The sequence below is a fragment of the Deinococcus sp. Arct2-2 genome (assembly GCF_004801315.1).
Lineage (GTDB): Bacteria > Deinococcota > Deinococci > Deinococcales > Deinococcaceae > Deinococcus.
On sequence record NZ_SSNW01000022.1, the window covers coordinates 16,715 to 40,697 of the forward strand.

At 60.4% G+C, this 23,983-nt stretch carries 25 protein-coding genes; 13 read left to right on the forward strand and 12 right to left on the reverse strand.

Translation table 11 applies throughout. The annotated features are described in order from the left end of the window. Positions 1 to 26: 26 nt before the first annotated feature. Positions 27 to 962 (reverse strand): formyltetrahydrofolate deformylase, encoded by a 936-nt coding sequence (gene purU, locus E7T06_RS10865; RefSeq protein WP_168733481.1) that lies wholly within the window; start codon positions 960 to 962, stop codon positions 27 to 29. Between the two features lie 278 nt (positions 963 to 1,240). Between purU and E7T06_RS10870 the strand changes: the two genes are divergently transcribed. Further along, entirely contained in the window at positions 1,241 to 2,356 is a 1,116-nt protein-coding gene (locus E7T06_RS10870) for an aminopeptidase (RefSeq protein ID WP_240740971.1), read from the forward strand. A 251-nt stretch (positions 2,357 to 2,607) separates the two neighbouring features. Here the strand turns inward: E7T06_RS10870 and E7T06_RS10875 are convergent, their stop codons facing one another. Beyond that, the gene (locus tag E7T06_RS10875) at positions 2,608 to 4,299 is read right to left on the reverse strand and encodes a peptide chain release factor 3 (RefSeq protein ID WP_240740972.1); all 1,692 of its coding nucleotides are present in this window, start codon (positions 4,297 to 4,299) and stop codon (positions 2,608 to 2,610) included. A gap of 520 nt (positions 4,300 to 4,819) precedes the next feature. Here E7T06_RS10875 and E7T06_RS10880 point away from each other — a divergent pair. Continuing rightward, the gene (locus tag E7T06_RS10880) at positions 4,820 to 5,728 is read left to right on the forward strand and encodes a TAXI family TRAP transporter solute-binding subunit (protein ID WP_136365820.1); all 909 of its coding nucleotides are present in this window, start codon (positions 4,820 to 4,822) and stop codon (positions 5,726 to 5,728) included. A 50-nt stretch (positions 5,729 to 5,778) separates the two neighbouring features. Here E7T06_RS10880 and E7T06_RS10885 read toward each other — a convergent pair whose 3' ends face one another. Then, positions 5,779 to 6,219 carry a type II toxin-antitoxin system death-on-curing family toxin gene (locus E7T06_RS10885; RefSeq protein WP_168733482.1) on the reverse strand — a complete coding sequence of 147 codons (441 nt, stop codon included), beginning with the start codon at positions 6,217 to 6,219 and terminating at the stop codon, positions 5,779 to 5,781. Between the two features lie 2 nt (positions 6,220 to 6,221). Continuing rightward, entirely contained in the window at positions 6,222 to 6,395 is a 174-nt protein-coding gene (locus tag E7T06_RS21215) for a hypothetical protein (RefSeq protein ID WP_168733483.1), read from the reverse strand. A 148-nt stretch (positions 6,396 to 6,543) separates the two neighbouring features. On the opposite strand from E7T06_RS21215, the gene E7T06_RS10890 reads away from it, so the two are divergent. Next, entirely contained in the window at positions 6,544 to 7,311 is a 768-nt protein-coding gene (locus tag E7T06_RS10890; protein WP_136365822.1) for an SIMPL domain-containing protein, read from the forward strand. Positions 7,312 to 7,411: 100 nt separating this feature from the next. On the opposite strand, the gene E7T06_RS10895 is transcribed toward E7T06_RS10890, so the two are convergent. Continuing rightward, entirely contained in the window at positions 7,412 to 8,359 is a 948-nt protein-coding gene (locus E7T06_RS10895; protein WP_240740973.1) for a histone deacetylase, read from the reverse strand. 23 nt (positions 8,360 to 8,382) lie between these two features. Here E7T06_RS10895 and E7T06_RS10900 point away from each other — a divergent pair, with 23 nt between their 5' ends. The 3 genes from E7T06_RS10900 (at position 8,383) to E7T06_RS10910 (ending at position 10,822) form a co-directional block, all read left to right on the forward strand. Next, positions 8,383 to 8,892 carry a GNAT family protein gene (locus tag E7T06_RS10900; protein WP_136365823.1) on the forward strand — a complete coding sequence of 170 codons (510 nt, stop codon included), beginning with the start codon at positions 8,383 to 8,385 and terminating at the stop codon, positions 8,890 to 8,892. A 215-nt stretch (positions 8,893 to 9,107) separates the two neighbouring features. Then, positions 9,108 to 10,178, forward strand: coding sequence for a trypsin-like peptidase domain-containing protein (locus E7T06_RS10905; RefSeq protein WP_240740974.1), 1,071 nt, complete (start codon positions 9,108 to 9,110; stop codon positions 10,176 to 10,178). A 35-nt stretch (positions 10,179 to 10,213) separates the two neighbouring features. Then, positions 10,214 to 10,822 (forward strand): response regulator transcription factor, encoded by a 609-nt coding sequence (locus E7T06_RS10910; protein ID WP_136365825.1) that lies wholly within the window; start codon positions 10,214 to 10,216, stop codon positions 10,820 to 10,822. A gap of 236 nt (positions 10,823 to 11,058) precedes the next feature. Here E7T06_RS10910 and E7T06_RS10915 read toward each other — a convergent pair whose 3' ends face one another. Together E7T06_RS10915 and E7T06_RS10920 are read right to left on the reverse strand one after the other, a co-directional pair. Continuing rightward, entirely contained in the window at positions 11,059 to 12,057 is a 999-nt protein-coding gene (locus E7T06_RS10915) for an aldo/keto reductase (protein ID WP_136365826.1), read from the reverse strand. A gap of 179 nt (positions 12,058 to 12,236) precedes the next feature. Beyond that, entirely contained in the window at positions 12,237 to 12,419 is a 183-nt protein-coding gene (locus E7T06_RS10920; RefSeq protein WP_205750891.1) for a hypothetical protein, read from the reverse strand. Positions 12,420 to 12,636: 217 nt separating this feature from the next. On the opposite strand from E7T06_RS10920, the gene E7T06_RS10925 reads away from it, so the two are divergent. Then, positions 12,637 to 12,852, forward strand: a complete 216-nt coding sequence (locus tag E7T06_RS10925; RefSeq protein ID WP_240740984.1) for a transposase — start codon at positions 12,637 to 12,639, stop codon at positions 12,850 to 12,852. A 2-nt stretch (positions 12,853 to 12,854) separates the two neighbouring features. Further along, entirely contained in the window at positions 12,855 to 13,706 is an 852-nt protein-coding gene (locus E7T06_RS21760; protein ID WP_240740985.1) for an integrase core domain-containing protein, read from the forward strand. Between the two features lie 16 nt (positions 13,707 to 13,722). On the opposite strand, the gene E7T06_RS22205 is transcribed toward E7T06_RS21760, so the two are convergent. Continuing rightward, positions 13,723 to 14,016 (reverse strand): low temperature requirement protein A, encoded by a 294-nt coding sequence (locus E7T06_RS22205; RefSeq protein ID WP_346763203.1) that lies wholly within the window; start codon positions 14,014 to 14,016, stop codon positions 13,723 to 13,725. Further along, positions 13,950 to 14,609: a low temperature requirement protein A gene (locus E7T06_RS10940; protein ID WP_136365828.1), complete on the reverse strand. Its 660-nt coding sequence runs from the start codon at positions 14,607 to 14,609 to the stop codon at positions 13,950 to 13,952. Before E7T06_RS10940 ends, E7T06_RS22205 begins: the two co-directional genes overlap by 67 nt. A gap of 47 nt (positions 14,610 to 14,656) precedes the next feature. Here E7T06_RS10940 and E7T06_RS10945 point away from each other — a divergent pair, with 47 nt between their 5' ends. Together E7T06_RS10945 and deoD are read left to right on the forward strand one after the other, a co-directional pair. Next, complete coding sequence (locus tag E7T06_RS10945; protein ID WP_136365829.1) at positions 14,657 to 15,421, forward strand: metallophosphoesterase family protein; 765 nt, start codon at positions 14,657 to 14,659, stop codon at positions 15,419 to 15,421. Between the two features lie 43 nt (positions 15,422 to 15,464). Further along, entirely contained in the window at positions 15,465 to 16,193 is a 729-nt protein-coding gene (gene deoD / locus E7T06_RS10950) for a purine-nucleoside phosphorylase (RefSeq protein ID WP_136365830.1), read from the forward strand. 128 nt (positions 16,194 to 16,321) lie between these two features. Here deoD and E7T06_RS10955 read toward each other — a convergent pair whose 3' ends face one another. Both E7T06_RS10955 and E7T06_RS10960 read right to left on the reverse strand, forming a co-directional pair. Further along, positions 16,322 to 17,005, reverse strand: coding sequence for a hypothetical protein (locus E7T06_RS10955; RefSeq protein WP_136365831.1), 684 nt, complete (start codon positions 17,003 to 17,005; stop codon positions 16,322 to 16,324). 162 nt (positions 17,006 to 17,167) lie between these two features. Next, complete coding sequence (locus tag E7T06_RS10960; RefSeq protein ID WP_136365832.1) at positions 17,168 to 18,526, reverse strand: RsmB/NOP family class I SAM-dependent RNA methyltransferase; 1,359 nt, start codon at positions 18,524 to 18,526, stop codon at positions 17,168 to 17,170. Positions 18,527 to 18,935: 409 nt separating this feature from the next. Here E7T06_RS10960 and E7T06_RS10965 point away from each other — a divergent pair, with 409 nt between their 5' ends. From E7T06_RS10965 to E7T06_RS10975, 3 genes are all read left to right on the forward strand, one after another. After that, positions 18,936 to 20,132, forward strand: coding sequence for a maltose ABC transporter substrate-binding protein (locus E7T06_RS10965; protein ID WP_136365833.1), 1,197 nt, complete (start codon positions 18,936 to 18,938; stop codon positions 20,130 to 20,132). A 214-nt stretch (positions 20,133 to 20,346) separates the two neighbouring features. Next, positions 20,347 to 21,753: an ABC transporter permease subunit gene (locus E7T06_RS10970; protein WP_136365834.1), complete on the forward strand. Its 1,407-nt coding sequence runs from the start codon at positions 20,347 to 20,349 to the stop codon at positions 21,751 to 21,753. Next, the gene (locus E7T06_RS10975) at positions 21,750 to 23,126 is read left to right on the forward strand and encodes a sugar ABC transporter permease (RefSeq protein WP_136365835.1); all 1,377 of its coding nucleotides are present in this window, start codon (positions 21,750 to 21,752) and stop codon (positions 23,124 to 23,126) included. The genes E7T06_RS10970 and E7T06_RS10975 overlap by 4 nt, the downstream gene beginning before the upstream one ends. A gap of 92 nt (positions 23,127 to 23,218) precedes the next feature. Here the strand turns inward: E7T06_RS10975 and E7T06_RS10980 are convergent, their stop codons facing one another. Beyond that, positions 23,219 to 23,866, reverse strand: coding sequence for a TetR/AcrR family transcriptional regulator (locus tag E7T06_RS10980; protein WP_136365836.1), 648 nt, complete (start codon positions 23,864 to 23,866; stop codon positions 23,219 to 23,221). Between the last annotated feature and the right edge of the window lie 117 nt (positions 23,867 to 23,983).

Sequence of the window (23,983 nt, forward strand, 5' to 3'; positions counted from 1 at the left end):
CCGTTTTCATGGCCTTGAGATCAGGCTTAAAACACTACCGTCTTATTTCCGTAGACCAATACCCGGTCTTCTACGTGCGCTTTCACGGCGCGGGCCAGCACTTGCCGCTCTACATCTCGGCCCATTCGCATCAAAGAATCGGGCGTTTCGCGGTGCGTGACCGGAATCACGTCTTGGGCAATAATCGGCCCGGCGTCCAGTTCCTCGGTCACGTAATGGCTGGTGGCCCCGATCAGTTTCACACCCCGCTTGAAGGCGGCCCGGTATGGGTTCGCGCCGATGAAGGCAGGCAAGAAGGAATGGTGAATGTTGATGACGGGGCGGCCAAAGCCCCGCAAAAAGTCGCCGCTGAGAATCTGCATATAGCGCGCCAGCACGGCAAAGTCTGCCCCCGCCTCATGCATCAGGCGCACTTGCTCGGCCTCGGCCTCGGCTTTGTTCTCTTTGGTTACGGGCACCACATGAAACGGAATGCCGAACATATCAGCGTCGCGCCGCAAGTCCTCGTGGTTGGAAATGATCAGCGGAATTTCTATGTGCAGTTCGCCCCGGCGTTTGCGCCACAGCAAATCGAGGAAGCAGTGGTCGTAGCGGCTGACCAAAATCGCCATGCGCTTGGGCTGGGCCGTGTAATTCACGCGCCACCGCATTGCGAAGGGCTGGGCGATAACGCTTTCGAAGGCCCGCTCGAACGCGCCGCGCGCCAAATCGAGGCCGTCTAAATGAAATTCCATTCGCATAAAAAACTGGCCGCCGCTGGGGTCGGTGGTGTGCTGGTCGGAATGCAGGATATTCGCGCCGTGATTGAGCAAAAACTGCGACACGGCGGCTACGATGCCCTTGCGGTCTGGGCAGGCGATGGTCAGGGTGGCCGTATTGTTGGGGTCAAGGCGGGCGGGTTCGGATGCACCCGGAGCGGATTTGACAGAGTTGGAGGGGGTTGGGTCAAGCGGGGCCGTCATAGCCGAGCAGGATAGCACCGGGCCAGATGGTCAGCAGCGGGGCGGGGAGGCTGGGGGCTGGATGTTGAGGGGCGAAGACGCTCAAGTTGGAAGGTGAACCCCCCCGTTGCTGGCGCAACGCCCCCCCTTAAAGGTGGGGACAAAAGCTGTTGCGCTCCCCTTGAGGGGGGCTGGCTGCGCAGCAGACTGGGGGGTTGACACGCAATCGTCAGTATTGAATGCTTACCGCACAACCTTTCCGCCTCCCTACTTTGGCCCGATGCGGTAGGCTGGCCCGCGTGCAGAACAACCCAGAAGCGGCCCCACATGCAACCCTCTTGGCCTACGATCCGCGCCCACACGCCGAATTGTTGGTGGCCTACTGCCTGAATGTGCAGCCGAGCGAGCGCATTCTGATCGCAGGTGGCGTGGCTGGTCTGCCCCTCGTGCGCGAAGTGGCCCGCGCCGTACTGCGGGCAGGCGGGCGGCCAGCAGTGAGGATGGATTATCCGGGCCAAGACGACGACGTGGCGGCGCTGGCGGCTGACGGCGTGCTGGACGTACTTCATGCCGCAGAGTTGGCCGATATGGAGGGCATGGACGGCACCTTACGAATCCTGACGCCGGGGGCGGGCCATGTGGACGCCGTAGACGCCAGCCGACGCGCCCGCCTGACCGCTGCCCGCTCCGCTTTGGCCGCCGCCCGCGCCCGCAAAAAATGGAGCCTGACGCTGTATCCCACCGCGCACGCCGCCGCCCAAGCAGGCATGACCGAGGCCGATTTTGGGGCGTTTGTGATGCGGGCCATCTTCCTAGACCGCCCTGATCCGGTGGCCGCGTGGGGAGAGGTGCGCGAGCTTCAGGCCCGCTTGATCGAGCGATTGAGCCGCGCCGACACGGTAAAAATCGAGGCCCCCGGCACCGACTTGACCCTGCGCGTAGGCGGGCGAACATGGGCCAACAGCGACGGCAAACGCAACATGCCCAGCGGTGAAGTGTTTACCGGGCCACTAGAAGACAGCGCGAATGGATTTATTACGTTTGATGTGCCTGCCGAATATGCGGGCGTAATGGTGCGCGGTGCACGGCTGGAATTTCGGGACGGCGTGGTAGTAGATGCCCGCGCCGACGAAGGCGAAAGCACCTTGCTGGCAGCCCTGAATACCGATTCCGGCGCACGGAAGCTGGGCGAATTGGGCATCGGCTCCAACAGCGGCATTCAAACGCCCACAGGCAACATTTTGTTCGATGAAAAAATCGGCGGAACGGTGCATTTGGCGCTAGGCCGCTCTTATCCGGAAACGGGCGGCCTGAATGCCAGCGCGATTCACTGGGATTTGATTACCGATTTAAGGCAAGGCGGACGGATTTCGCTGGACGGCGAAGTGTGGCAGGAAAACGGGCGATTCTTGTAGAGAAATCAAAAGCTGTCCGGCCTGAATCCTAAGTATCAGATTCCGGCTGGACGGCTTAAAGCGTATTTGTAAAGGCTCAGCGGTTTTTCCAAGTGGCGTGTAAACAGCATTCGCTGCGCTCACTCCCCCCTCCCCAGCCCTCCCCCGCAAGGGGAGAGGGAGCAAGAGACCGATCATCACAGCATTCACAGCATCCTGAGAAGCTGAACGAACCCTTATAAACACTCTACTTATGCAACTGGCTCTTACGTTTACACCCGCGTCAAGTCTTTGGGCAGCGGCAAGAATTCAATTTCGGGGTGCTGCTCCTGCGTGTAGCTCAGGTCGTACTTAGACCGGAACAGCATGACCGGGCGGCCCTGATCGTCTTCCACGTGGCGGGCAAAACGGGCCACAGAGTGGGCATCTCCAGCCAACCAGCGCACCAACTGATAAGACGTGACGTTCATTTCCACGTCTACGGTGTATTCCTCCAGCAAGCGGGCCTGAAACACCTCAAATTGCAGCGGCCCCACTGCGCCCAAATACGGATCGCGTGCGCCGTCGGTGGGATAGAACACCTGCACCACGCCTTCTTCAGAAAGCTGCTGGAGACCCTTCATAAAGGCCTTGCGCTTGCCCACGTCGCGCAGGCCGATGGTGGCGAAGGTTTCGGGCGTAAAGCGCGGGAAGCTGGGCAGCACGACTTTGCCGTTCACGCTGATCACGTCGCCAATTTGGAACACGCCGGGGTTGACCAGCCCCACGATGTCGCCGGGATAGGCGTCCTCCACTTTTTCGCGGTCTTGGGCGAACAGCGTATGCGCCTGAGACAGCCTCAGCTTGCGCCCCGTGCGGGTATGGGTCACGTCCATCCCGCGCTCGAAATGCCCGCTCATGACGCGCATGTAGGCGGTGCGGTCTCGGTGCTGCTTGCTCATGTTGGCCTGCAATTTGAAGATAAATCCGGCAAACGGCGCTTCCGGCTCGCGCTCGCCCAGATTGGTGTCGGTGGGGCCGGGGGGCGGAGCGAGTTCCACAAAATTGCTGAGGAAGTGCTCGATGCCGAAATTGTTCATGGCACTGCCGAAAAAGACGGGGGTGAGTTCGCCGCTCAGGAACTCGGCGGCGTCAAATTCGGGCAGCGCGGCAGAGATGAGTTCCACATCGTGGCGCAGTTTGGCGGCCAAATCCGCACCCACCAAGCCCACCAATTTGGGATCGTCCAGCCCTGCCGTCTGCATAGGCGCACGCTGCTTGCCGCCCGCCGTGCGCTCGAAGGCCAGCACTTGTTTGGTTTGCAGGTCGTACACGCCCTTAAAGTCGGGGCCGTCGCCAATCGGCCACGTCAGCGGCACCACCGTAATTTTCAAAATGTTCTCGATCTGCTCCAAGAGTTCAAACGGGTCTTGGGCCGGGCGATCCATTTTGTTGACGAACGTCAGAATCGGAATGCCCCGGTTGCGGCACACCGCGAACAGCTTTTCGGTTTGCGTCTGCACGCCACGCGCTGCGTCCAGCACCATCAGGGCGCTGTCGGCGGCGGTCAGGGTGCGGTAGGTGTCCTCGCTGAAATCTTGGTGTCCGGGCGTGTCCAGCAAGTTGATGTGGCGGCCCGAAAACTCGAAGGTCAGCGCGGAACTCGAAATAGAAATGCCGCGCTGCTGCTCGATGCTCATCCAGTCGGACTTGGTATGAGAGCGGCCTTCTTTGGCGGTCACGCTCCCCGCTTCCAAAATTGCGCCTCCGTAGAGCAGCAGCTTTTCGGTGATGGTGGTTTTGCCCGCGTCGGGGTGAGAAATAATGGCAAAGGTGCGGCGGCGGGCAATCTCGGCGGTCAGGGTTTTGTCGGCCAACGCTGCGGCTTTTTCGGTGGCCGTCGGTTCGGCAATCGTTTCTAAGATGGCTTGCTCTGGTACGGTGGCCCCGTCCTGCACGTCGGGCTGGGTGGGAAGACTGGTCATACGAACTCCTGCGGGCCTGAGTTGGAGCGGCCCGGATGATGAATTGTGGCTGTGGACTAGAGGCTCACGGGGCGCGCCTTCAGTTCACGCTGGGACTGTACTGGTAACGAACTGTGCTACTCATCACCTGTATCAATCATAAACCGCGCCGATCACATTCCGAGGTTGCCCAAACAACGGGCCAACTCTCCATTTCCGCTGCACAGTCCTTCTTCGCTTCTGGCTTCGCTCGGTTCATCTGAAACTAAACGGCGAGGTCACTAGGTTGGCGTTAGGCGGCGCGTCATCCACACAGTATACCGCGCCGTTCCGCAGCTTTCACCCTGCCCGCCGCCTTCTTTATCTGGGTGGCCTGACATGATCCGGCGGTGCAGCCTCCTGCGGCTGACACGGCGCTGAACAATGCCTGATCTTCTGAAATCAGGCCGGAAGATGAACAAGCTAGACGCCTAAGCACTGCGGCCCTAAATATCATTGAAACATCTCACTGACAGATCAATTTCCCATTTGAGGAGACACCATGAACTCCACACGCCTGTCCACCCGCGCTCCACTCACCACCTGCGCCCTTATCATGTTGGCTCTCGTCTCCGGTGGCCAAACGCAAACCAGCCCGAATGTCATGAATGTGGCGACCAGTCCCAATGGCTCTACGGCTGCCGACATGTTCCGCGACCTCGGACGGGTCTGTACCTCAGCGGCCTTCTTGCGCCAGCGGCAGACTTCAGGCAGCGTAGAAAACATCGAGCTTTTATTGGAGAACAAAGTCGCGCTGGCCTTCGTGCAGCTTGATGTTCTCAAGGCCCGTGACCAGATTGACCAAGACCCCCGCGCCAAAGACCTGCGGGTGCTGTTGCCACTGAATTTCGATGAGATTCACTTGATCGTCAAACGCCCCAGCAAAGACGTATTTGGCCGGGTGAAGGGCATCGCCGCTTTTAGTGGCTTAAAAGGAAAGCGGGTAGGCGCATGGGGCGGCAGCGTCATCACGGCTCAAATCTTGAAAGCCAAAGCGAAAAACGACTACACCATTGTCTCTCTGAATGACCGCGCAGCAGCCTTAGGCGCGCTGAATGCGGGCCAAATAGACGCTGTACTCGCGGTGGTGGGCCAGCCTGCCGACTGGGTCAACACCCTAAATCCCGCCGTGTTCACCCTCGCGCCGCTCGATATTCCGCAGGGCAGCCTGAACGGCTTTTACCGTCCTGCTCGGCTCCTGTACCCGAAACTTGGCGTGGCTACCAATACCTACAGCGTGCAGCGCCTCCTCATTACTCGCAATTTTAAAACCCCTGAACGCAGAATGCCGCTGCTGGCCTACCAAAAATGCGCCCTCGCCAAGCTGACCACCTTGCAGGAAACCGAAGGAATGCATCCCAAATGGAACGACGTGACCTTCAAGGAAAGAGACTGGCCTCTGTTTAAATAAACTCGAGTTTGTATGAACTTCGAGCCAATCTGGGGGGGTAAGTGGCTTCTTCAGGCTTCCGCGTCGGCGGGATCAATGCCGCACCACAGCATTAAGGTGACACGCAATCCAGCCACATCCAACAAATTCATAGCTGCCAAAATCGCCGCCGTTACCTTCTCGCGGTCAGACGGGTCGAGATAGAATCCGTTTTCTTCCAAGATATTGAGCATGACTTGTAGGGCGGTGCGCTTGTTGCCGTCGCTGAAGCCATGATCGCGGGCCAATGTGTAGCCAATAGCTGCCAATTTGGTAAAAAAAGTGGGGTAAGCGTCTTCGCCAAAGGCACTGTCTACGGCTGTGGCGGCGGCGCTTTCGATCACACTTTCGTGGGCAATACCCACCCGACCCGGAGACGTTTGCAAAATGCGGTCATGGGCGGCATAGATGAATGCAGGCGTAGGGTAATCCTGCCCTCTGTGACCGTAAAAATACTTTTTTGAAGGCCCCACGCTCAAAGGGTGGCGAGGAGATCAAGAATCTTTTTGTCGGCGCGGATTTCCTGCTCCATCCACGCCTCGATTTCGGCGTCCGTCTGTTCGGGGCGGGCTTCCGGCTTGATTTCTCTCAGCGTCCGGAATACGCGGGGCTGGTCGTCGTTCTGATTTTTGTCAGTCTGTACAGTCATCTTTTCCCCTCCCCACCCTGCGGCGCTCCCCTTCACTATGCCACAGCCTACGCTCCCAGCTTTCTGACCACCCACACACTCTCCAGTGTCAATTCGGCCCCATTCTTTCGGATGATGTACACATATGAGAAGCGTGTTAGCGTAGCTCATGACCCCATCCGTGCGCTTGCCCAGCGCCATTATTGCGACTGCTATCGCCTCTATCGCCTTTTTTGCCACCGGATTTGTGGTCGTGCGCGGGCTGGCCGACGTAAAAAATGCCAGCGACGTGATCAATGTGACGGGCAGTGCCAAACGCAACATTACCAGCGATTTGGCGGGGTGGACATTCACGGTTCGCAGCAGCGATGACGGCAATCTGCAAACGGCTTACAAGAATTTTCAGGGGGCGCAACCTGCCCTAGAGGCGTTTTTGCGGGCGCAAACCTTTTCTACAGCCGAACTGAGGCGCGAGCCGGTGAATGCGGGGCCACAAAACTACACGGTCATAGAAGACGTGAACGGGGAAAACGCGGAAGTGGAGCGCACCCGCTATGTGGTCAGCCAGACTTACCGCGTACAGTCCAGCAACATTGCCAAGCTGCAAACTGCGGTGGGTGCGGCGACGGCGGCCTTTGTAAATGCCAGCACAGGCGGCGTGAGTATCGAAAGCGGCGACGTGCAATACCTGTACACCAAGCTGAGTGACGTGCGCGTGCAACTGCTGGAAGAAGCCAGCAAAGACGCCCAGCGCCGCGCACAGGCCATTGCCCAGAGCGCCGGAAACTCCATCGGGGCCGTGAAGAATGCCCGCGTGGGGGTGTTCCAGATTACGCCCCGTTTTGAAACCAGCGTAGAAGACACGGGCAGCTACGACACCACAGCGTTAGAGAAAGACGTGACAGCGGTGGTGGAAATAGACTTTGTGGTGAAGTGAAAGACCGTCTGAGGGTCTAAGAAAGGCATTCGCTGACGCTCACTCACCGCCTGTTTAAGCCCAAGAACCGGACTGACTCTGCACCTTAGACCCTCGACCTTTAGACCTCCCCACCCACCGCCCCAAACGCTGACAACGCCGCCTCCAACGTCCCCAACCGCGCCGCGATCAGCGTTTGGGGATTTGTGTTGTAGCCGCCCGCCATGACCAGCCCCAGCGGAATGCCGCGTAGGGCGGCCCAGCGGCACACGCGTTCATCCCGTTCGCGCACCCCGGCAGGCGTGAGGGCAAGGCGGCCCAACTGATCGCCTTCTAGCACATCGGCCCCAGCGAGGTAACAGATAAAATCGGGGGCGAAGGCGTGCAGCGCGGGGAATACTGAATCCTGTACTGCTGCCAAATACACCGCGTCACCTGTGCCGTCTGGCAGGGCCACGTCCAGCCCACTGACCTCCTTCTGAAAGGGGTAATTGTTGGCTCCATGCACGCTGACGGTGAACACGCGGGGTTCGGCGGCAAAGATGGAGGCCGTGCCGTTGCCCTGATGCACGTCCAAATCGACGATAGCGATGCGTTGGGCGCGGTGTTCGTCAAGTAGCCATTGGGCGCTGATCGCCACGTCGTTGAGGAAAGAAAACCCCTCGGCGTGGGCGCGGTAGGCGTGGTGCGTGCCGCCGCCCAGATTGATGCCGAGGCCCAAAGCCAAAGCGTCCTGCGTGGCCGCCAAGGTTGCGCCGCTGCTGGCTAAGCCGCGCTCTACAACGGCAGGAGACCAAGCAAATCCCAGCGCCCGTTCTTCCGCCCGCGAAACCTCTCCAGCCCGCCAGCGGCGCAGATAATCGGCGTCGTGGACACGCTCGGCCAATTTCCAGTCCAGCACCGGGGCATCCAACAGCGGCAGCCTCTCCCCTGCTCCGGCCAGCAACGTTTCACGGAATTCGGCGGGCAAGAACTGACGGCGTGGCGGCGGGCCAGCGGTAAAGGACGCACCCAGAAAGGCAGTGAATGCGCGGTAGGGATGTAGAGCAGTGTGTGGAATAGGGGACACTGAATCCAGCCTATCCTGCGGGCATGGCCGTGACCCTGCGCCCCTTGCGAGCCGGCGACGAGCAGGCCGCCGTGCGCTGGGCCGCCGATTCAGAGTTTTGCCTTGCCGCAGGCTGGACGCCCCACCTTGCCCCGCGTGTCGTGCAGACCCACTGGAAGCGCCTGATTGCCGGAGCCGGGCCGGACTTTTTGCGGCTGGGAATCGAGGAAAACGCAGAACTTGTGGGATACGTAGACCTTGCCAATAAGCAGGCGCATACGGCAGAACTGGGCGTGGCGATTGGCGAGCGGGCGCAGTGGGGGCGTGGGCTGGCGCATCAGGCGTGCAGATTAGTGCTAGCACACGCATTCGGCCCGCTTGGACTACAGACGGTCACGGCACAGGTTCACGCGCCCAATCTCCGTTCTCATCGGCTGATGCTGGGGCTGGGATTTACCGCATCGGGGCGGGCTGAGCCGGAACTGTACCGGGGGGAGTGGGTGGAGGTGGTGTGTTACCTGCTAGGGCGGGAGAGTTTTTTAGGCTGTGGGTGAACCCCCCCCGTTGCTAGCGCAACGACCCCCCTTAGAGGGGAGGACAAGGGCTGTTGCGCTCCCCTCTAAGGGGGGGCTGGCTGCGGACTGGTACAGCCGCGAAGCGGAGCAGACTGGGGGGTTCACCCTGAATCTCACCCCTAGCCGTTCGGATAGGCCGCCGCCCCCACCATTTGCCCGGCGCGGTTTTGGGCCGCTGGACGCATGCTATGGGCATGACGAATTTCAATGACATGAGCAAGATTTCGGAAAGCTTAGCGGACGCCGCGCAAACGGCGGGACAATATGTAGTGACAGTGTTGGGTGGACGCCCAGTCAGCGGCACGGTAGTTGCCGATGGGCAGGTGTTGACGGCAGCGCATGTACTGCACAGCGATGAAGTGACGGTTCGCACGGCAGATGGCCGCGAACTGGCTGCCACCGTTGCGGGGCGTGACCCGGCCACCGATTTGGCGTTGCTGCGGGTAGAAGGGCTGAATATGCCCGCGATTGCTGCAAGCAATGGAGCGCGGGTAGGCGAATTGCTGCTGGCGGTGGGCCGCCCCATGCACGGCCTACAGGTCACGTTGGGCCTGATGGAACGCGCCGAAGCGCCTCAGCGTGGGCCGATGCGCGGCTGGCTGGAGGCCGGAGCCGCTCCTTTTCGCGGCGTGACCGGGGGCGCACTCGTAGACGCTCGGGGCGGCTTGGTGGGCATCCTGAATGCGGGCATCAGCCGGGGAACCCTACTGGCCGTTCCCGCAGCCCGCGCCCTCCGGGTAGCCGAGTTGCTGAATACGGCGGGGCGCGTGCCTCGTGGGTATTTGGGACTGGCAACTCAGCCCGTTCACTTTCCTGAACAACAGCAAGCAGAAACGGGCAATGAGAGCGCCGCAGATGCACCCAAACCCGAAGGCAAAACTGAAGAGCGCGGCGAACATGGCCCACGCCGGGGAGCCGGACGGAGCGAGCGCGGCGGCCCCATGTGGGATGGACGAGGAGACGGCAGGCGCGAAGCCATGCGAGAAGCACGCGGCTGGAATGGGCGCGGTGGCCCCGGCTGGGGTGGCCCGCACGGTGGACGGGGCCGAGTTGGTCTGACGGTGGTGCAGGTAGAAACAGGCAGCCCCGCCGCCAATGCAGGACTCTTGGTGGGTGACGTGCTGCTGGCCCTCGACGGTCAGGCCGTGCGGCATCCCGGCGAATTGCTGGAGCGGGTGCGCGAGCGGGCCGGGGAAACCCTAGCCGTGCGTGTGCTGCGCGGCGGCCAAGAAACCGACGTGACCGTCACTGTCGGAGAACGCTGAGCTTCTTGCCCCCGCCCGTGCGCGTAGCATCAGGCATGACTGAACCTGCCGTCCCAAGCCACTTGCTGCCCTCGGTGCGGGTGGCGGTGCGTTCCGGGATGCTGCGGGCGGGGGTAGAAAGCCTGCTGGGGGCGGCGGGCGTACTTGTCGTTCTGAATGGAGAGGCCGACGTGCTGATCGTGGACGATGCGTGGCTGGCTGACCCCGACGCGCTGGCCGACGCCTTGGCCGACTCCGGAGCAATCGTGGCGATGGGCAGTGGCAACTGGGCCAACCTTCTTCCCGAACTGACGGGCGGCGGCTGGGCAATCCTGAGTGCCGACGCCACGCCCGCCGAACTGTTGGCCGGAGTGCTGGGCGCGGCGGCAGGTTTGGTGGTGCTGCCGCCCGCGCTATTTCAGGCCGCAGAGCTTGACTCAGAAGACACCGACACCCCGCCTTCCGACGTGACCCTGACCCCCCGCGAACACGACGTGTTGGTGCTGCTGGCAGAAGGCCTCAGCAACAAGCGGGCGGCGCGGGAACTGGGCGTCACCGAAAGCACCATCAAGTTTCATGTGCAGGCGGTGTACTCGAAATTGGGCGTGCAAAGCCGCGCCGGAGCCGTGGCACGCGGCATCGGGCTGGGGCTGGTCAGTGTGTGAGTTGTGGATTGGGAGTATTGGGCTTGGCGACACTCGGAGTTGGAAGGCGAACCCCCCGGTTGCTAACGCAACGCCCCCCTTGAGGGGAGGATTCGACAGCTTTTGCGCTCCCCTCAAGGGGGGCTGGCTGCAAAGCAGACTGGGGGGTTCACCCACAACCGCAATACACAAAAATTCAGCTCCATTCCTCTCGTTTATCACAAGAAGAATGGGGCTGCATCTCTGCTTACCAGTTCCTACCTGTTTACGCTGCCCATATCTGCGTACCGTTCCCCGCTGGCCGCACCAACTGGGAATACGGCGTCTATGGCGGCCAAATCGTCGGCGCTCAGGTGAACATCCACTGCACCGAGGTTGTCTTCGAGGTACTTCACACGTTTGGTGCCGGGAATGGGCACGAGGTCTTGGCCCTGCGCCAGCACCCACGCCAGCGCCAGTTGCGAGGGCGTGCAGCCTTTTTGGGCCGCCAAGCGCTCCACATGCCGCACCAAATCCAGATTTTTCTGGAAGTGTTCGCCTTGAAAGCGGGGGCTGTGGCGGCGGAAATCATCGGGCGCAAAGTCGTCGGGGGTTTGGAGTTGACCGGTGAGAAAGCCGCGTCCCAGTGGGCTGTACGGCACGAAGCCAATGCCCAATTCGCGGCACACGTCCAGCACGCCGTTTTGTTCGGGGTCACGCGTCCACAGGCTGTATTCGCTTTGCACGGCGGTAATGGGATGTACGGCGTGGGCGCGGCGCAGCGTGTCGGCGCTGGCTTCCGACAGGCCGATACAGCGCACTTTGCCCTGCTGCACCAGACTTGCCATTGCGCCCACCGTGTCCTCTATGGGCATGTTGGGGTCGACGCGGTGCAAGTAATACAGGTCGATATAGTCGGTGTTCAGGCGCTTGAGGCTAGCTTCGGCGGCGTGCTGCACGTATTCCGGCCTGCCACTGATGCCGCGCGTTTGGGTGGCAGGATCGCGCTGAATGCCGAACTTGGTCGCCAGCACCACGCGCTCACGCTTTCCGGCCAGCCAGCGGCCCAAGAGTTCCTCATTGGTATAGGGGCCGTACATGTCGGCGGTCTCGAAAAACGTGACGCCCAGTTCTAGGGCGCGGTCAAGCGTGCGGATATTTTCGGCGTCGTCAGCATAGCCGTAAAATTCGCTCATGCCCATACAGCCGAGGCCGAGCGCCGACACTCTGAGAGAACCGAGTTGGCGGGTGGGGAGTTGCGTAGAGTGCGCTATCATGGAAACTCCTTTGGTGCAGGCGGGGCGGGAAAAGAATGACAGACAGGCAAGGCTACTCCCCCGCTTGGGTAGAGGACATAGACCAATCGTTTAGCGAGGGCCAAGGCTTTACGGCGTTTGAAGAAGGTTCGCGCCGGTTCAGAATTAAGGTTCCATGTCACACATCGACAGCACTCCCATCAACCGTCCTGCGGATCACGCGCCACCTCTACCCGCAGCAGCGACGTGAGCAGCAACACACACAGCAGCAAGTGGGGCAGCGCCCCAAATATGAGACCTATGGGAATGGTCAGGAGCAGCACGGCAGCCAAACCGAGGCGCACCCAGCCGGGGCCGATGCCCACGATTCGGCGGTAGATCACGTCGCCCAGCAGGTACAGGCCGAGGCCGAAGGTCAGGTTCCAAATGCCGATGGTGTCCGGATGCCCGGTGGGATGGTAATGCTCCAGGAATGACTTCTAGAACTTGACCCTGCTGAAGCGAGGGACGAGCACACTGGAGAGCATCATGGGGAAACAACGGAACACCTGGACGACCGACGTCAAAGAAGCCACCTAACTGAGCGTCTTGCGCGGAGAGTTGGGGGTAGCAGAAGCGGCCCGACAGCATGACGTCAACGAGAGTTTGATCCACAGTTGGAAAGCTCAGTTCTTGGAAGCGGGCCGTGCCCGCCTCGCCGGAGATCGTCCGGATCAAGGGGTGAGTCTGTTGGAGCGGGAGAACGACCGACTGAAGCGCATTGTGGCGGAGAAGGAATTGGAGCTTGATATCGCGCGAAAAGTGCGGCGGCTCTGACGATGGACGACCTCATGGTCCTTCGGCAGAGCCATCCCCAGCTCAGCTTGCGGCGCTTGGCCCACTACGCTGAGATCCCGTATTGGCGGCTGCGCGACCATCAGCACAGCGAGCCGACTCGCTGTGCGCGCCAGCAGCACCGGGATGAGCTGTACGAGCAGGTGCGCCAGACAGCGTTGTTGCACCCGACTTCGGGCTACCGCTTGCTCTATCAGGACTTGAAAGCTCAAGGCCAAGCCATTGGCTTACACCAGATTCGAGTGGCGCTCGGTGAACTGCAACTGCATCCCCCGCAGCCTCGGAACACAAGGAACCCTTCTCCCACAGTGTCCAGTCCTCAGGACTGGCCCGAAGGACGCCGGGTGCAGATTGACGCCACACGCCTCTCACTCCCAGATGGCGTCTGCTGGATTTACTTTGTTCTAGACGTCATTTCACGCGTGGTTCTGGCCAGCCGGGTCGTGCGGAGTCTGTCCATGCACCTTGCCAAGCTCACGCTGGACGAAGCGGTCGCTGTCCTGCGGGCCGAGGGCTACGCGGAGACGATCCTCGTGCACAGTGACGGCGGCAGCGACTTTACCAGTGAGGTCTTCCAACAGGGGTGTTTGAAGTACGGCAGCTGGGTGCGCTCCAAGGTCTCCCAGCCCGGCGGCACCGGAATCCTGGAAAGACTCAACCGAACCTATAAATATCAATTTGCTTTCCGCCACGACTGGCAGTCCATGGCTGAGGTTCGCGCCGCCATGCCAGAATTTCACCGCTGGTACAACCACCAGCGCCGTCACTCGGCGCTGGGCTACGCCACGCCTTGGTCTACACTTACCTCATCGGCGAACGCTCGCAACGCCGCTTGAAGAATTTCTTGGAGCACTACCGATGGGCCACTCCAACCTTCAGGCCCGCCGCGATCAGGATGATGCCCGTAATCATGACAAAGTGGCCGTACCCGTAGCCCATAACCGCCATCCGTGTGCGCTGAGCGGGACTAGCCTGCAAAAAAGCATGTTCGGCACGCACATCGTCGCGGTGAAAATAAGTCCACCACAGCATGGCCGCCAGCGTCAGGGCCAGCACGCAGAAGGTCAACAGCGGGGCAGTCAAGGCCAATTTGCCCGCCCCACTGCCCACCGCCACGATGCTTTCTCCCAGCGCAATGATGAGCAACAGGCCTTGCCGCTCCGCAAAATGCCGGGGCTGAGTTGAAAGCCGTACTGGCGGGTTTGCACGCTGCTGAACATGAGCGTGGCGACGGCGGCCACCCACAGGGGCCAGTCGTAGGGCGGGTGGACAAAGGCCGCCGCCAGCACGAACACCACCGCGCCGAAGTTGTAAGGCGCGACCAACCAAATGGCCCGCGCACTGCTATTTTTGGATGTTCTGAAGAGCAGCACGTGAATAGTCGTGACCGTCAACAGGCCCAGCGCGTAAGGCAGGCCCCCCGCATCGAAGACAGTGGGAATGCTGAGCGCCATAATAAAAAATCCCGCCATTGCGGCAAAAGTCAGGCGGCGTCGGCTTTCTCCACCCAGTTCTATGTTGCCGCCCAACCACAGATAGCCGTTATAAATCCAGATCAGGGTCATAAAGACCAGTAACGCCTTGCCGTAGTCGGCGGGGCCGTGTGGGTGCGTTACCAAGCTGGTCAGTTGCGTGAGAGCGAAGACGAAGACCAGATCGAAGAATAGTTCGATAGTACCGACGCGCTGCACGGGCGCTTCAGTGATTAAAGTGACGGGAACTAGAGACGGGGTAGTCATTATTTCTAGAGTACAAGCAGACTGAATATTCTCCGCTAGGCTGATGTATGCGCGAAGGGTTCAGACTGGCTGTGTTTGGCGACGTTCACGGCAATTTGCCTGCTCTGACGGCGGCACTGACCGATATGGCGCGGCGCGGGGCAGACGCCTATATCTGTTTGGGAGACGTGGCGATGGACGGCGCGTGGCCTGCCGAATGCATCCGGCGAATTGCGGCGCTGGGTTGCCCGGTGGTACGCGGCAACGCCGACAGAATGCTGCTGGAAGAAGCCACAGCCTTTGCCCCACGCGGCTTCCCCGATGAAGAGAAACTGCACGCGATAGGCGAATGGGCCAGAACGCAACTGGGCCGCGCCGAACTGGATTTGCTCCAGACCTACACCGCCCGCGCCGAGTGGCCTGATCTGCTCTGTTTTCATGGCAGCCCAGAGCGCGACAACGAAGAATTGACGATGCATACGCCAGAAGCGCGACTGGAAGAACTGCGGGCCGAATTTGGGCATCAGGCCGTGTGGATCGGTGGGCATACGCATCAGCCGTTACACCGTGAGTTAGACGGCTGGGTGCTGCTGAATCCCGGTAGTGTGGGCCTTCCCTTCGAAAAACGCAGGAACAAGTACGTGAATTTGGCGCGGGCTGAATACCTGCTGCTGAAGCGTACAACGGCGGGCTGGCATCCGACTTTTCACCGAGTCGCCTACGACGTGGCCGATGTGAGGCGCGGCATCCTGAGCCGGAAGCTGCCGCACGCGCACTGGCTGGCGCGGGAATGGGTAGACGGCACCGTGGGGGATGAACTGTTAGACGGCTAAGCACCTTGAAGCTGCATCCGCCAAACTTGGTAGGCTAGGCCCGATGAGTCTTCACCTGAACGCCCAACCCGGCCAAATTGCCGAAACCGTCTTACTCCCCGGCGATCCGCTGCGTGCCCAGCACATTGCCGAAACGTTTTTTGAAAACCCCGTGCAGCACAACACCGTGCGCGGCATGTTGGGCTACACCGGAACCTACAAAGGCCAACCTGTGAGTGTGCAGGGCACGGGCATGGGCATCGCCAGTTCCATGATCTACGTACACGAACTGATCACGGGCTACGGCTGCAAAAACCTGATTCGCGTGGGCACGGCGGGCAGCTATCAGCCGCATGTGCATGTGCGCGATCTGGTATTGGCTCAAGCCGCCTGCACCGATTCCAACATCAACAACATACGCTTTGGGGCCAAGAACTTTGCGCCGATTGCCGATTTCAGCTTGCTGCTGCGGGCCTACCAAATCGCGCAGGAACGCGGGTTTGCCACGCACGTCGGCAACATCATGAGCAGCGACACGTTTTATCAAGACGAGTTTCAGCAGTTTCAGCAATGGGCCGATTTTGGCGTGCTGGCCGTAGAAATGGAAGCCGCCGGACTGTACACGCTGGCCGCCAAGCACGGCGTGCGGGCGCTGACCATCCTGACCATCAGCGACCACCTGATTACGCATGAGGAAACCACCGCCGACGAACGCCAACTGAGCTTCAACGCCATGATCGAAGTGGCGCTGGACGCCGCACTGGGGCTGGAAACGGAAGGCAGGACAGGCTAAGGTTTCAGGTAGGAAAGGGGTCACGAATTACCTTTATCCCCTCTTAGCAGTTCCAAAAAGAAAGGCCCCGAACGCACCGTGTAGCTCAGCGTTCAGGGCCTTTTTCCATCCCAACTGTCTTCCCTCAATCAGTTCAGAAACTCATCGGGGTCGGCGGAGAAGGTGAAATGGGTCAGGATGCTGTAGCCCAGCGCCGTCGCCGCGTCGTTACGGTTGCCGAGCGTGAGCATGATGGCTTTGGCGAGCGTATCGTAACGGTTGAGGGTAGTGGCCCACGTTTTGGGGTCAAACATCACGTAATCTTCGTTGGGGCCGGGCTTGTAGGCACGCTGAAGCTTGAGATAATTGGCGTGATCAGCCTTGGCCTCGGCAATCACGCGGGCGTAATGCTGGCCTGTGGGCGCACCCAAGGCGCTGCGGGCCAGCGCCCCGAGACTGCCCAGTTGTTCTTCTAAAAACGGATACATGCGCGGAACCTGATGAACGTACATCGTGCCGCCGCCTGCCCGGATTCCGGCCAATTGGCCCTCTATGGCCCGCATTTCGCGGTATTGCCTGCGTAAAGTTTGCAATCTGGCCCGCAGTTGCGGCTGCGTCGCCAAATCCTTGTCCAGCTTGGCGGCGCGGCACTGCGCCCAGTTGTAGCTGGATTCGTCCTGATCGACTTCGCTCCAGTTGGTGATGGTCAGCAGATCGTAGGTGGCCGAATCGACGGCGTTGGCAAGGGTGCAGTTGGCGGCGGTCTGCGCCTGTGCAGGAGCGGCGGCAAACATTAGCAGGGCGGCAACCAGCAATCCACTTTTGGGGAGCATAGGAGAAGTCTAGAGTAGAAGTCTAGAGTAAGTGTGCAGCAGCCGGGTCAGCCGAAAGTTGATCGCCCTAAGCGCCAACGCTGGCAAAACCCGCCTTGCTGAATGCTATTTTTGCTCTGTCCAGCTGAGGAGTCTGATCTCTCCAGCCTTCCCCAAGTCTTCTCACCCCAAGCGGCGCATCCGGGCTATAAAAAACCCGTCTATGCCGTGTTCGGGCACAGTCAGCACGCCTGCTCCGGCGGGCACGGTGGGCAAATGCAGCTCGGGCAAACGCTCCGCCACAAAGTCCGAGTGGGCGGCCAAAAACCCGGCTATAACATCCTGCCCTTCTTCTGGCATGACCGAGCAGACCGAATACACCAGCACCCCACCCGGCGCGACAACGGCGGCGGCTTGGGGCAGCATCCGGGCTTGCAGGGCCGCCATTTGCGCTACAGCTTGCCCGGTCAGGCGCAGCTTGATTTCGGGGTGAGAGCGCAGGGTGCCGCTGCCCGTGCAGGGCGCATCAAGCAGCACCAGTGCAGCGGGCGGCAGGTCTAGCGGCATGGTCAGGTCATGCGTCACAAATTCGGCGCTGAGGCCGAGGCGTTCCAAGTTGGTGCGGGCCGCGTCGTGCTTGTGCGGCATCACATCTACGCTGGTCACGTTGGCCCCGCGTGCCGCCAACATCGCCGCCTTAATACCCATGCCGCCCGCCAAATCCAGCACGCGCACGCCGTCCACATCGCCCAGCGCGTCTACGCAGGCCAGACTGGCCGGGTTGATCGGTTGCGCCTCGCCCTGCATATACGCCGCCGATTCGCGCAGGGGGCGGGCCAACGCCACGCGCCGCACGCTGTTGGGGCCGGGAAACACTTCGCTGCCTTCCTCTTCCAGCAGCCTCTCCCCCGCTTCCGAGAGGCTCAGCCAGAGGGGTTGCGGCGTGAGCAGGTCGGCCATCACGGCCTCTGCATGGGTGCCAAACGCCGACTTGTAGACCTGAATCAGCCACGCGGGAAGGGCGGCGCGGGTTCCCTCAGTTTCGGGTGGGAGGGCCACGCGGCGCAGCACGGCATTCACCAAGGCAGGAGGCGCAAAGCGGGCCTCGCGTGCCAGATTCACGTATTCACTGACTACCGCGTGCGCGGGCGTGCCCAGAATCAGTTTTTCAAACGCTCCGGCCAGCAACAACGCCCTTACTTTGGGATGCGTTTCTTCCGACAGCATCGGCGTCAGTACCGCTTGCAGGGTGGGCGCGTACCGCAGAGAGCCGTACACGATATGGGTGGCAAGGCCGGAATCTCGTCCGGGTAATTTGGCCCCTTGTAAGGCCGAATCCAGCGCAGAGGCGGCGTAAGATTCGCCCGCCAGCACGCGCAGCAGCACCCGCACAGCCAGCTCACGGGCGGGGTTGGCTTGGTCAGGGCGCGGGCGGAATTTGTCTGCCTTGGACACCGAATCTGCCCGAGAAACCGGGCGATCCTCTGACGTAGGAGTATCAGCACTTGCTTTGCTGGGTTGAGGACGGCGGGAACGGATCATCGGGCCAGCATACGGCGAAACGGGCCGGCCGAAGGAGCATGGCCGGAACAGAGGGCGGGCGACGAATGGCCTCCAGACCATTGGGAACAGACGATTTTTCTGGCGAACGTCAAAATTGTATCCACTCCAACAAAAACCGTTTTCTCTGACGACAACGTGAAATAAAGGCTAACCCGAGGTCAGGACGTGTTCTTGTCAAGTGACAAGGCGGCACCTATAATAGAGGGCGAACATCCCCGTTCATTCCCCCTTCAGTGCTGCGTGAGATTTTGGCTCGCGCAAATGACGTCCCGCGACAAGCTGGAGTACCCACGTTGCTGGAGCAATCTGAAGTCGGCGGCTCTGTTCCGTTGTTTATCCGTAAGGTTTTACTGGAAGCGGTTCACCGCCGATCCACTCAAGGAGCATTATGAAGAAAGCTTTGACCCTGTTGTCTCTCGCCCTGCTGGGCAGCGCCCTCACCTCTCAGGCCAGCGCCGCCACCCTGACGGTCTGGACTCACTTCGGTGGCCCCGAACTGGCATGGCTCAAGTCTCAGGCCGCCGACTTCACCAAGAAGACCGGAACCCAGATTTCCCTCGTCAGCGTGCCCTTCGACAACATTCCCGACAAGTTCATTCAGAGTGCGCCCAAGGGTCAAGGCCCCGACGTGGTTGTGACGCTGCCCCAAGACCGCTTGGGCCAGTTGGCCGCTGCCGGAGTCGTGGAGCCGATGGACAAGTACGTGACCAGCCGCGTGGATTTTGACAAGACCGCGCTGACCGCCATGACCTACAAGGGCAAACTGTTCGGCCTGCCCATGTTCGCGGAAAGCGTGGCGCTGGTGTACAACAAGAAGCTCATCGCCAGCGCACCTACCACTTGGCCCGCCTTCCTTGCTGCCGCCCAAAAGAACACGGGCAACGGCAAGTTCGGCTTCCTCGCCGACCTGAGCAACGCCTACATGAACTACGGCATTGTCAGTGCTTACGGCGGCTACGTGTTCAAGAACACGAGCGGCACGCTGAATCCTAAAGACATCGGCCTCGCCAACGCCGGAGCCGAAAAAGCCAGCGGGTTCCTGAACGACCTGCGCTACAAGTACAACCTCGTGCCCGAAGGCGTAGACGGCGGCGCAGCCAAGAGCGCGTTCGTAGACGGACGCCTCGCCATGTTGCTCACCGGCCCTTGGGACATCGGCGACATCAAGAAAGCAGGGATCGACTACGGCATCGCCGCCTTCCCCACCCCTCCCGGCGCAACCGGCAAGTGGAGTCCCTTTGTAGGCGTGCAGGGCACCATGCTGAACGCTTACGGCAAGCAGAAAGTCGCCGCCGCGCAGTTTGCCAAGCAGATTTCTTCCAGCACCGCGCAGGTCAGCTTCAACCAAGCCGGGGGACGCATTCCGGTCAGCCTGAGCGCCCGCACCAAGCTGAAGGCCGACCCCGTCGTGGCAGGCTTCGGCAAGACCATCAGCATGGGCACGCCTATGCCCAACATCGTGGAAATGGGGAGCGTCTGGGGGCCTTGGAGCGCCGCAATCGCCCAAAGCGTGCAGAAGCCCAACCAGAACTACTCGCAGATTCTGGACAAGGCCGTTTCCGAAATCAACAGCAACATCAAGTAACCGCAGCAGCTTTGTAGAAAAACGGATGGGCCTTCATCGCCTGTCCGTTTTTCTTTGGCCCAGCGGAGTCAGGCCAACCCGCGCAAACGATTACAGCCCATAGCTGACTAGATCAATGGTTTATGTCTTTGTGAACGTGGTTGCAGTCATTTCAGATGACGCCCACAATGGGACGAACTCAAATTAATGTTCTTTACAGGAGGCTTAGAGACCGATGACCACGACCCTGCCCCTTCCTGCCAAACGCACCTCTGTTCCGCCCGAAGGAACGCGCGGTGTCTTGATGGCTATTCTGGTGCTGGCGCTGGTGCTGGGCGGTGCGGCCCTGATCGGCTGGCTGCTGGCTGGCCTCACGGCCCGCGCCCTGCCCTCTGCCCCGCCGTACATGATTCTGGTGTACACGGTGGCTGCCCTGCTGGTGCTGATGCCCATTACCGGGCGGCTGGTGCCGTGGATCGCCAATTGGTACTACCTGTTTCCGGCGCTGGTGTTCCTCATCGCCTTCACGGTGCTGCCCATCATCCTGACCGTGAATTACGCGTTTACCAACTACAGCGGCCAAAACAGCGGCAATCCGGATTCGGGTGTGCGGACGGCGGCAACCCTAAGTGCTGACCGCACAGTGGTCACGCTGAGCGAGACGCCGGAGGCCGATTCGGTGCAGGCATACCTACGCTGCAAGGTGGCGACTTGTAAGGGCGATACGTTGGTCTTGCTGGATGCAGACGCTTCGTCGCCTGTGCGTGCGCGGATTGCCAGCGTTGCGGGTACGGCAGTGACGCTTTCTGCCCCCGTCGCGGCCGGATTCGCGCTGTCCGACGTGACCCGTATCAACCGGATCGAGCGCATCGGCCTCGCCAATTTCCAAGAAATTTTTGCCAAGGCCAGCAGTGCGCTGTGGCCCGTCTTTTTGTGGACGGTCATCTTCGCCTTTTCAACGGTGGTCATCAACGGTCTGGCGGGCCTGATTCTGGGGATCCTGCTGTACAACAAGCGCCTCAAGGGACGCAATATCTACCGCACCTTGCTGTTTTTGCCTTGGGCGATTCCCGCCGTCATCAGCGTGCAAATGTGGGTGGCGCTGTTCAATCAACAGTTCGGCATCGTGAATAAGGCGCTGGGCCTGTTGGGCATCATCGCCGTGCCGTGGCTCAACGATCCGCTGTGGGCCAAAGTGTCTATTTTGTTGGTGAACCTCTGGCTGGGCTTCCCTTACATGATGACGGCCACCATCAGCGCACTCGCCACCATCAACGAAGACTTGTACGAGGCCGCCAGCATCGACGGCGCGAGCCGCTGGCAGCAAATCCAGTCCATTACGCTGCCCCTGCTCCGTACTGCATTTACCCCTATTTTGCTGTCCGGGTTTGCGTTCAACTTCAACAACTTCGGCATCATCTATCTGCTTACGGCAGGCGGCCCGGCGCAAGAAGGCCGCGAAAGCACGGCACAGAGTACCGATATTTTGCTGTCGTGGGGCTACAACACCGCGTTTGCTAGCGCAGGTGGGCAGAATTATTCGTTGGCGAGTGCCATTGCCCTGATCATCTTTTTCCTGACGCTCGCCATTAGCTTGGTGAATTTCAAGGCCGCTGGCGTGTTCGAGGAGGCCCGCAAATGACCGCTGTTCCTACCCCCCAACAGCTTCCGCCGGGCGGTTACGTACACAAGGAGCCGAGCGCCCTCCGCCGCGCCGCGCCTTGGCTGGTGGCCGCCGCCGTCATCACCGGGTTCGTGGTATTGGGCTACTTTTTAGCCCGCAACATGGCCGACAATCAAAAGAGCTTCACGATCTACTTTGTCGAGCGCGGCTGGATTCGCTTCTTACTGTTCCTGCTGGCCGCCAGCGGTGTGTTGGCCCTGACCAGCCTGATCGGGCAGCGCATCGGCATGGCCCGCACCGGGCGCAAAATCAGTTATTCGGCGGTATTGGGCGACCAACTGACGCACCTGTTTCTCATTTTGGTGGTGCTGGTAGCGGTTTATCCGTTGCTGTACGTGCTGATTGCCGCCTTCGATCCGCGCAACAGTCTGTTTGCCTTTCCCAACTTCTCCGATCCCAACATCTTGTACCGCACAGGTCTCTTACCCAATTTGCAAGTACTCAGCTTTGAAAATTACGCCGCATTGTTTGAGGGTGTGACTATTCCGGGCTGGCAATTGGCGTTGGCAGTGGTAGTGGGCGCGGCCCTGACTGCGCTGCTGATTCTGGCGCTGATGGGCCGATTCGGGCGCGAAAGCGAGGGCATTACCAAGGCCCGCACATGGGCGATGCGCAGCCTGATCGCGGCGTTAGCCCTGCTGGTCATGTTTATGGTGCCTTCGCAGTTTACGGGCCAAAGCAACGAGAGCAAATTCCTGCTGTCGGTTCGCAATACGCTGTTGGTCTCGGGGGTCACGGGCTTTTTGGCAATAGTCCTGAGTACTACCGCAGGCTACGCGATGGCCCGCCTGCGCTTTCCGGGCCGCTTTCAAATGCTGCTGTTTTTCATCTTCATTCAGATGTTCCCCGTGTTTTTGGCACTGGTGGCCGTCTACACCCTGATGGTGATTCTGGGACTCGTCAACACCTTCACGGGCCTGATTCTGGCCTACTCGGGCGGCGCAATCGCCTTCAATACTTGGATTTTTAAGGGCTACGTGGAAAGCCTGCCCGAATCGTTGGAAGAGGCCGCAATGGTAGACGGCGCGACCCGCTGGCAGACGTTTATTCAGGTGGTCTTGCCCTTATCGGGCGGCATTTTGGTCTTCATTTTCCTGAACCAGTTCATCGGCACTTACGCCGAATTCATCCTCGCCAGCATCCTGATGACGGGCGTAGATCAGTGGACGGTGGGCGTCATGCTCCGCAGCTTTACCACCGGGCAATTCAGTACCAAGTGGGGCATCTTTTCCGCCGCCGCTACGTTGGGCGCGTTGCCGATTATCGCGCTGTTCTACGGCTTCCAAGGCTACTTCGTGGGCGGTACGGTGTCGGGCGGCGTGAAGGAGTAACAAGCCGCTCGGGTCATCCAAGCCAAACCAAAGAGAGCAGGCTCCCCGCCAACTTGGGAGCCTGCTCTCTTTGGTTTGAGAAATCGGTGCGCTTAGGCTTTGGCCGTCAGGCGGTCAATGGTGGCACGCACCGAAATGGGGAACTCGGTGTCGAAATCCAGCGTCAAGAACGACATTTCGGGGTAGCGGCGCAGGGTCTCCGAAGAGGGCGTTTCCTCGGTGATCTGCTGCCAGCCGACAGCCAACGCGTACACGTGCACGATGATTTTGAGGGTCAGGTCAGGCTCGAAAGGCATCTGGGCAATGACTTCTTGCAGCATCCGGCGCACGTCGCGCTTGAAGTTCAGGGTCAGTTCGGGGCGCACATTGCGCTCCAAGACGGTGCCCAGCAAGATCAGCAAACGGCGCAGAGCTTCGTAGCCCTTAGAAGCGTCAATGATCACGTCGGCCACATCGGTAGCGGTCTTGGGCTGGCGCTCGCCCAACATGCCGGTCAGGTGGGCCAACCACTCCTGCAAATGCTCGGTCAGCAGGGCCAAAAACAACTCTTCTTTGGTATCGAAGTACAGGTACAGGGTGCCTTTGGCAAGTTTGGCCTCACGCGCTACCTGATTCATGCTCAGGTCGGCGTAGGGCGTATTCGTCCACAGGCGTTCGGCGGCACGGAGGATATCGTCGCGGCGCTGAGATTTCTCTTCAGGGCTACGCGCACGGGCGGGACGGGGAGTATCGCTGACCACGAGTCAGACCTTATCCCTTTAACTATCCACTTGGCTGTGAACTCATTCACGGTTCACAGGAACACGTGTTCAATTATATGTAATGCCATAAAGCAAAAAACATACCCTCACAGCCCG

Coding starts and splice junctions, on each gene's coding strand:
- E7T06_RS10955 (WP_136365831.1), bottom strand. CDS start 17,005: ATGCTCCCCAAAAGTGGATTGCTGGTTGCCGCCCTGCTAATGTTTGCC.
- E7T06_RS10945 (WP_136365829.1), top strand. CDS start 14,657: ATGCGCGAAGGGTTCAGACTGGCTGTGTTTGGCGACGTTCACGGCAAT.
- E7T06_RS10880 (WP_136365820.1), top strand. CDS start 4,820: ATGAACTCCACACGCCTGTCCACCCGCGCTCCACTCACCACCTGCGCC.
- E7T06_RS10900 (WP_136365823.1), top strand. CDS start 8,383: ATGGCCGTGACCCTGCGCCCCTTGCGAGCCGGCGACGAGCAGGCCGCC.
- E7T06_RS10960 (WP_136365832.1), bottom strand. CDS start 18,526: ATGATCCGTTCCCGCCGTCCTCAACCCAGCAAAGCAAGTGCTGATACT.
- purU (WP_168733481.1), bottom strand. CDS start 962: ATGACGGCCCCGCTTGACCCAACCCCCTCCAACTCTGTCAAATCCGCT.
- E7T06_RS10875 (WP_240740972.1), bottom strand. CDS start 4,299: ATGACCAGTCTTCCCACCCAGCCCGACGTGCAGGACGGGGCCACCGTA.
- deoD (WP_136365830.1), top strand. CDS start 15,465: ATGAGTCTTCACCTGAACGCCCAACCCGGCCAAATTGCCGAAACCGTC.
- E7T06_RS10890 (WP_136365822.1), top strand. CDS start 6,544: ATGACCCCATCCGTGCGCTTGCCCAGCGCCATTATTGCGACTGCTATC.
- E7T06_RS10910 (WP_136365825.1), top strand. CDS start 10,214: ATGACTGAACCTGCCGTCCCAAGCCACTTGCTGCCCTCGGTGCGGGTG.
- E7T06_RS10915 (WP_136365826.1), bottom strand. CDS start 12,057: ATGATAGCGCACTCTACGCAACTCCCCACCCGCCAACTCGGTTCTCTC.
- E7T06_RS10905 (WP_240740974.1), top strand. CDS start 9,108: ATGACGAATTTCAATGACATGAGCAAGATTTCGGAAAGCTTAGCGGAC.
- E7T06_RS10940 (WP_136365828.1), bottom strand. CDS start 14,609: ATGACTACCCCGTCTCTAGTTCCCGTCACTTTAATCACTGAAGCGCCC.
- E7T06_RS10970 (WP_136365834.1), top strand. CDS start 20,347: ATGACCACGACCCTGCCCCTTCCTGCCAAACGCACCTCTGTTCCGCCC.
- E7T06_RS21215 (WP_168733483.1), bottom strand. CDS start 6,395: ATGACTGTACAGACTGACAAAAATCAGAACGACGACCAGCCCCGCGTA.
- E7T06_RS10965 (WP_136365833.1), top strand. CDS start 18,936: ATGAAGAAAGCTTTGACCCTGTTGTCTCTCGCCCTGCTGGGCAGCGCC.
- E7T06_RS10975 (WP_136365835.1), top strand. CDS start 21,750: ATGACCGCTGTTCCTACCCCCCAACAGCTTCCGCCGGGCGGTTACGTA.
- E7T06_RS21760 (WP_240740985.1), top strand. CDS start 12,855: ATGGACGACCTCATGGTCCTTCGGCAGAGCCATCCCCAGCTCAGCTTG.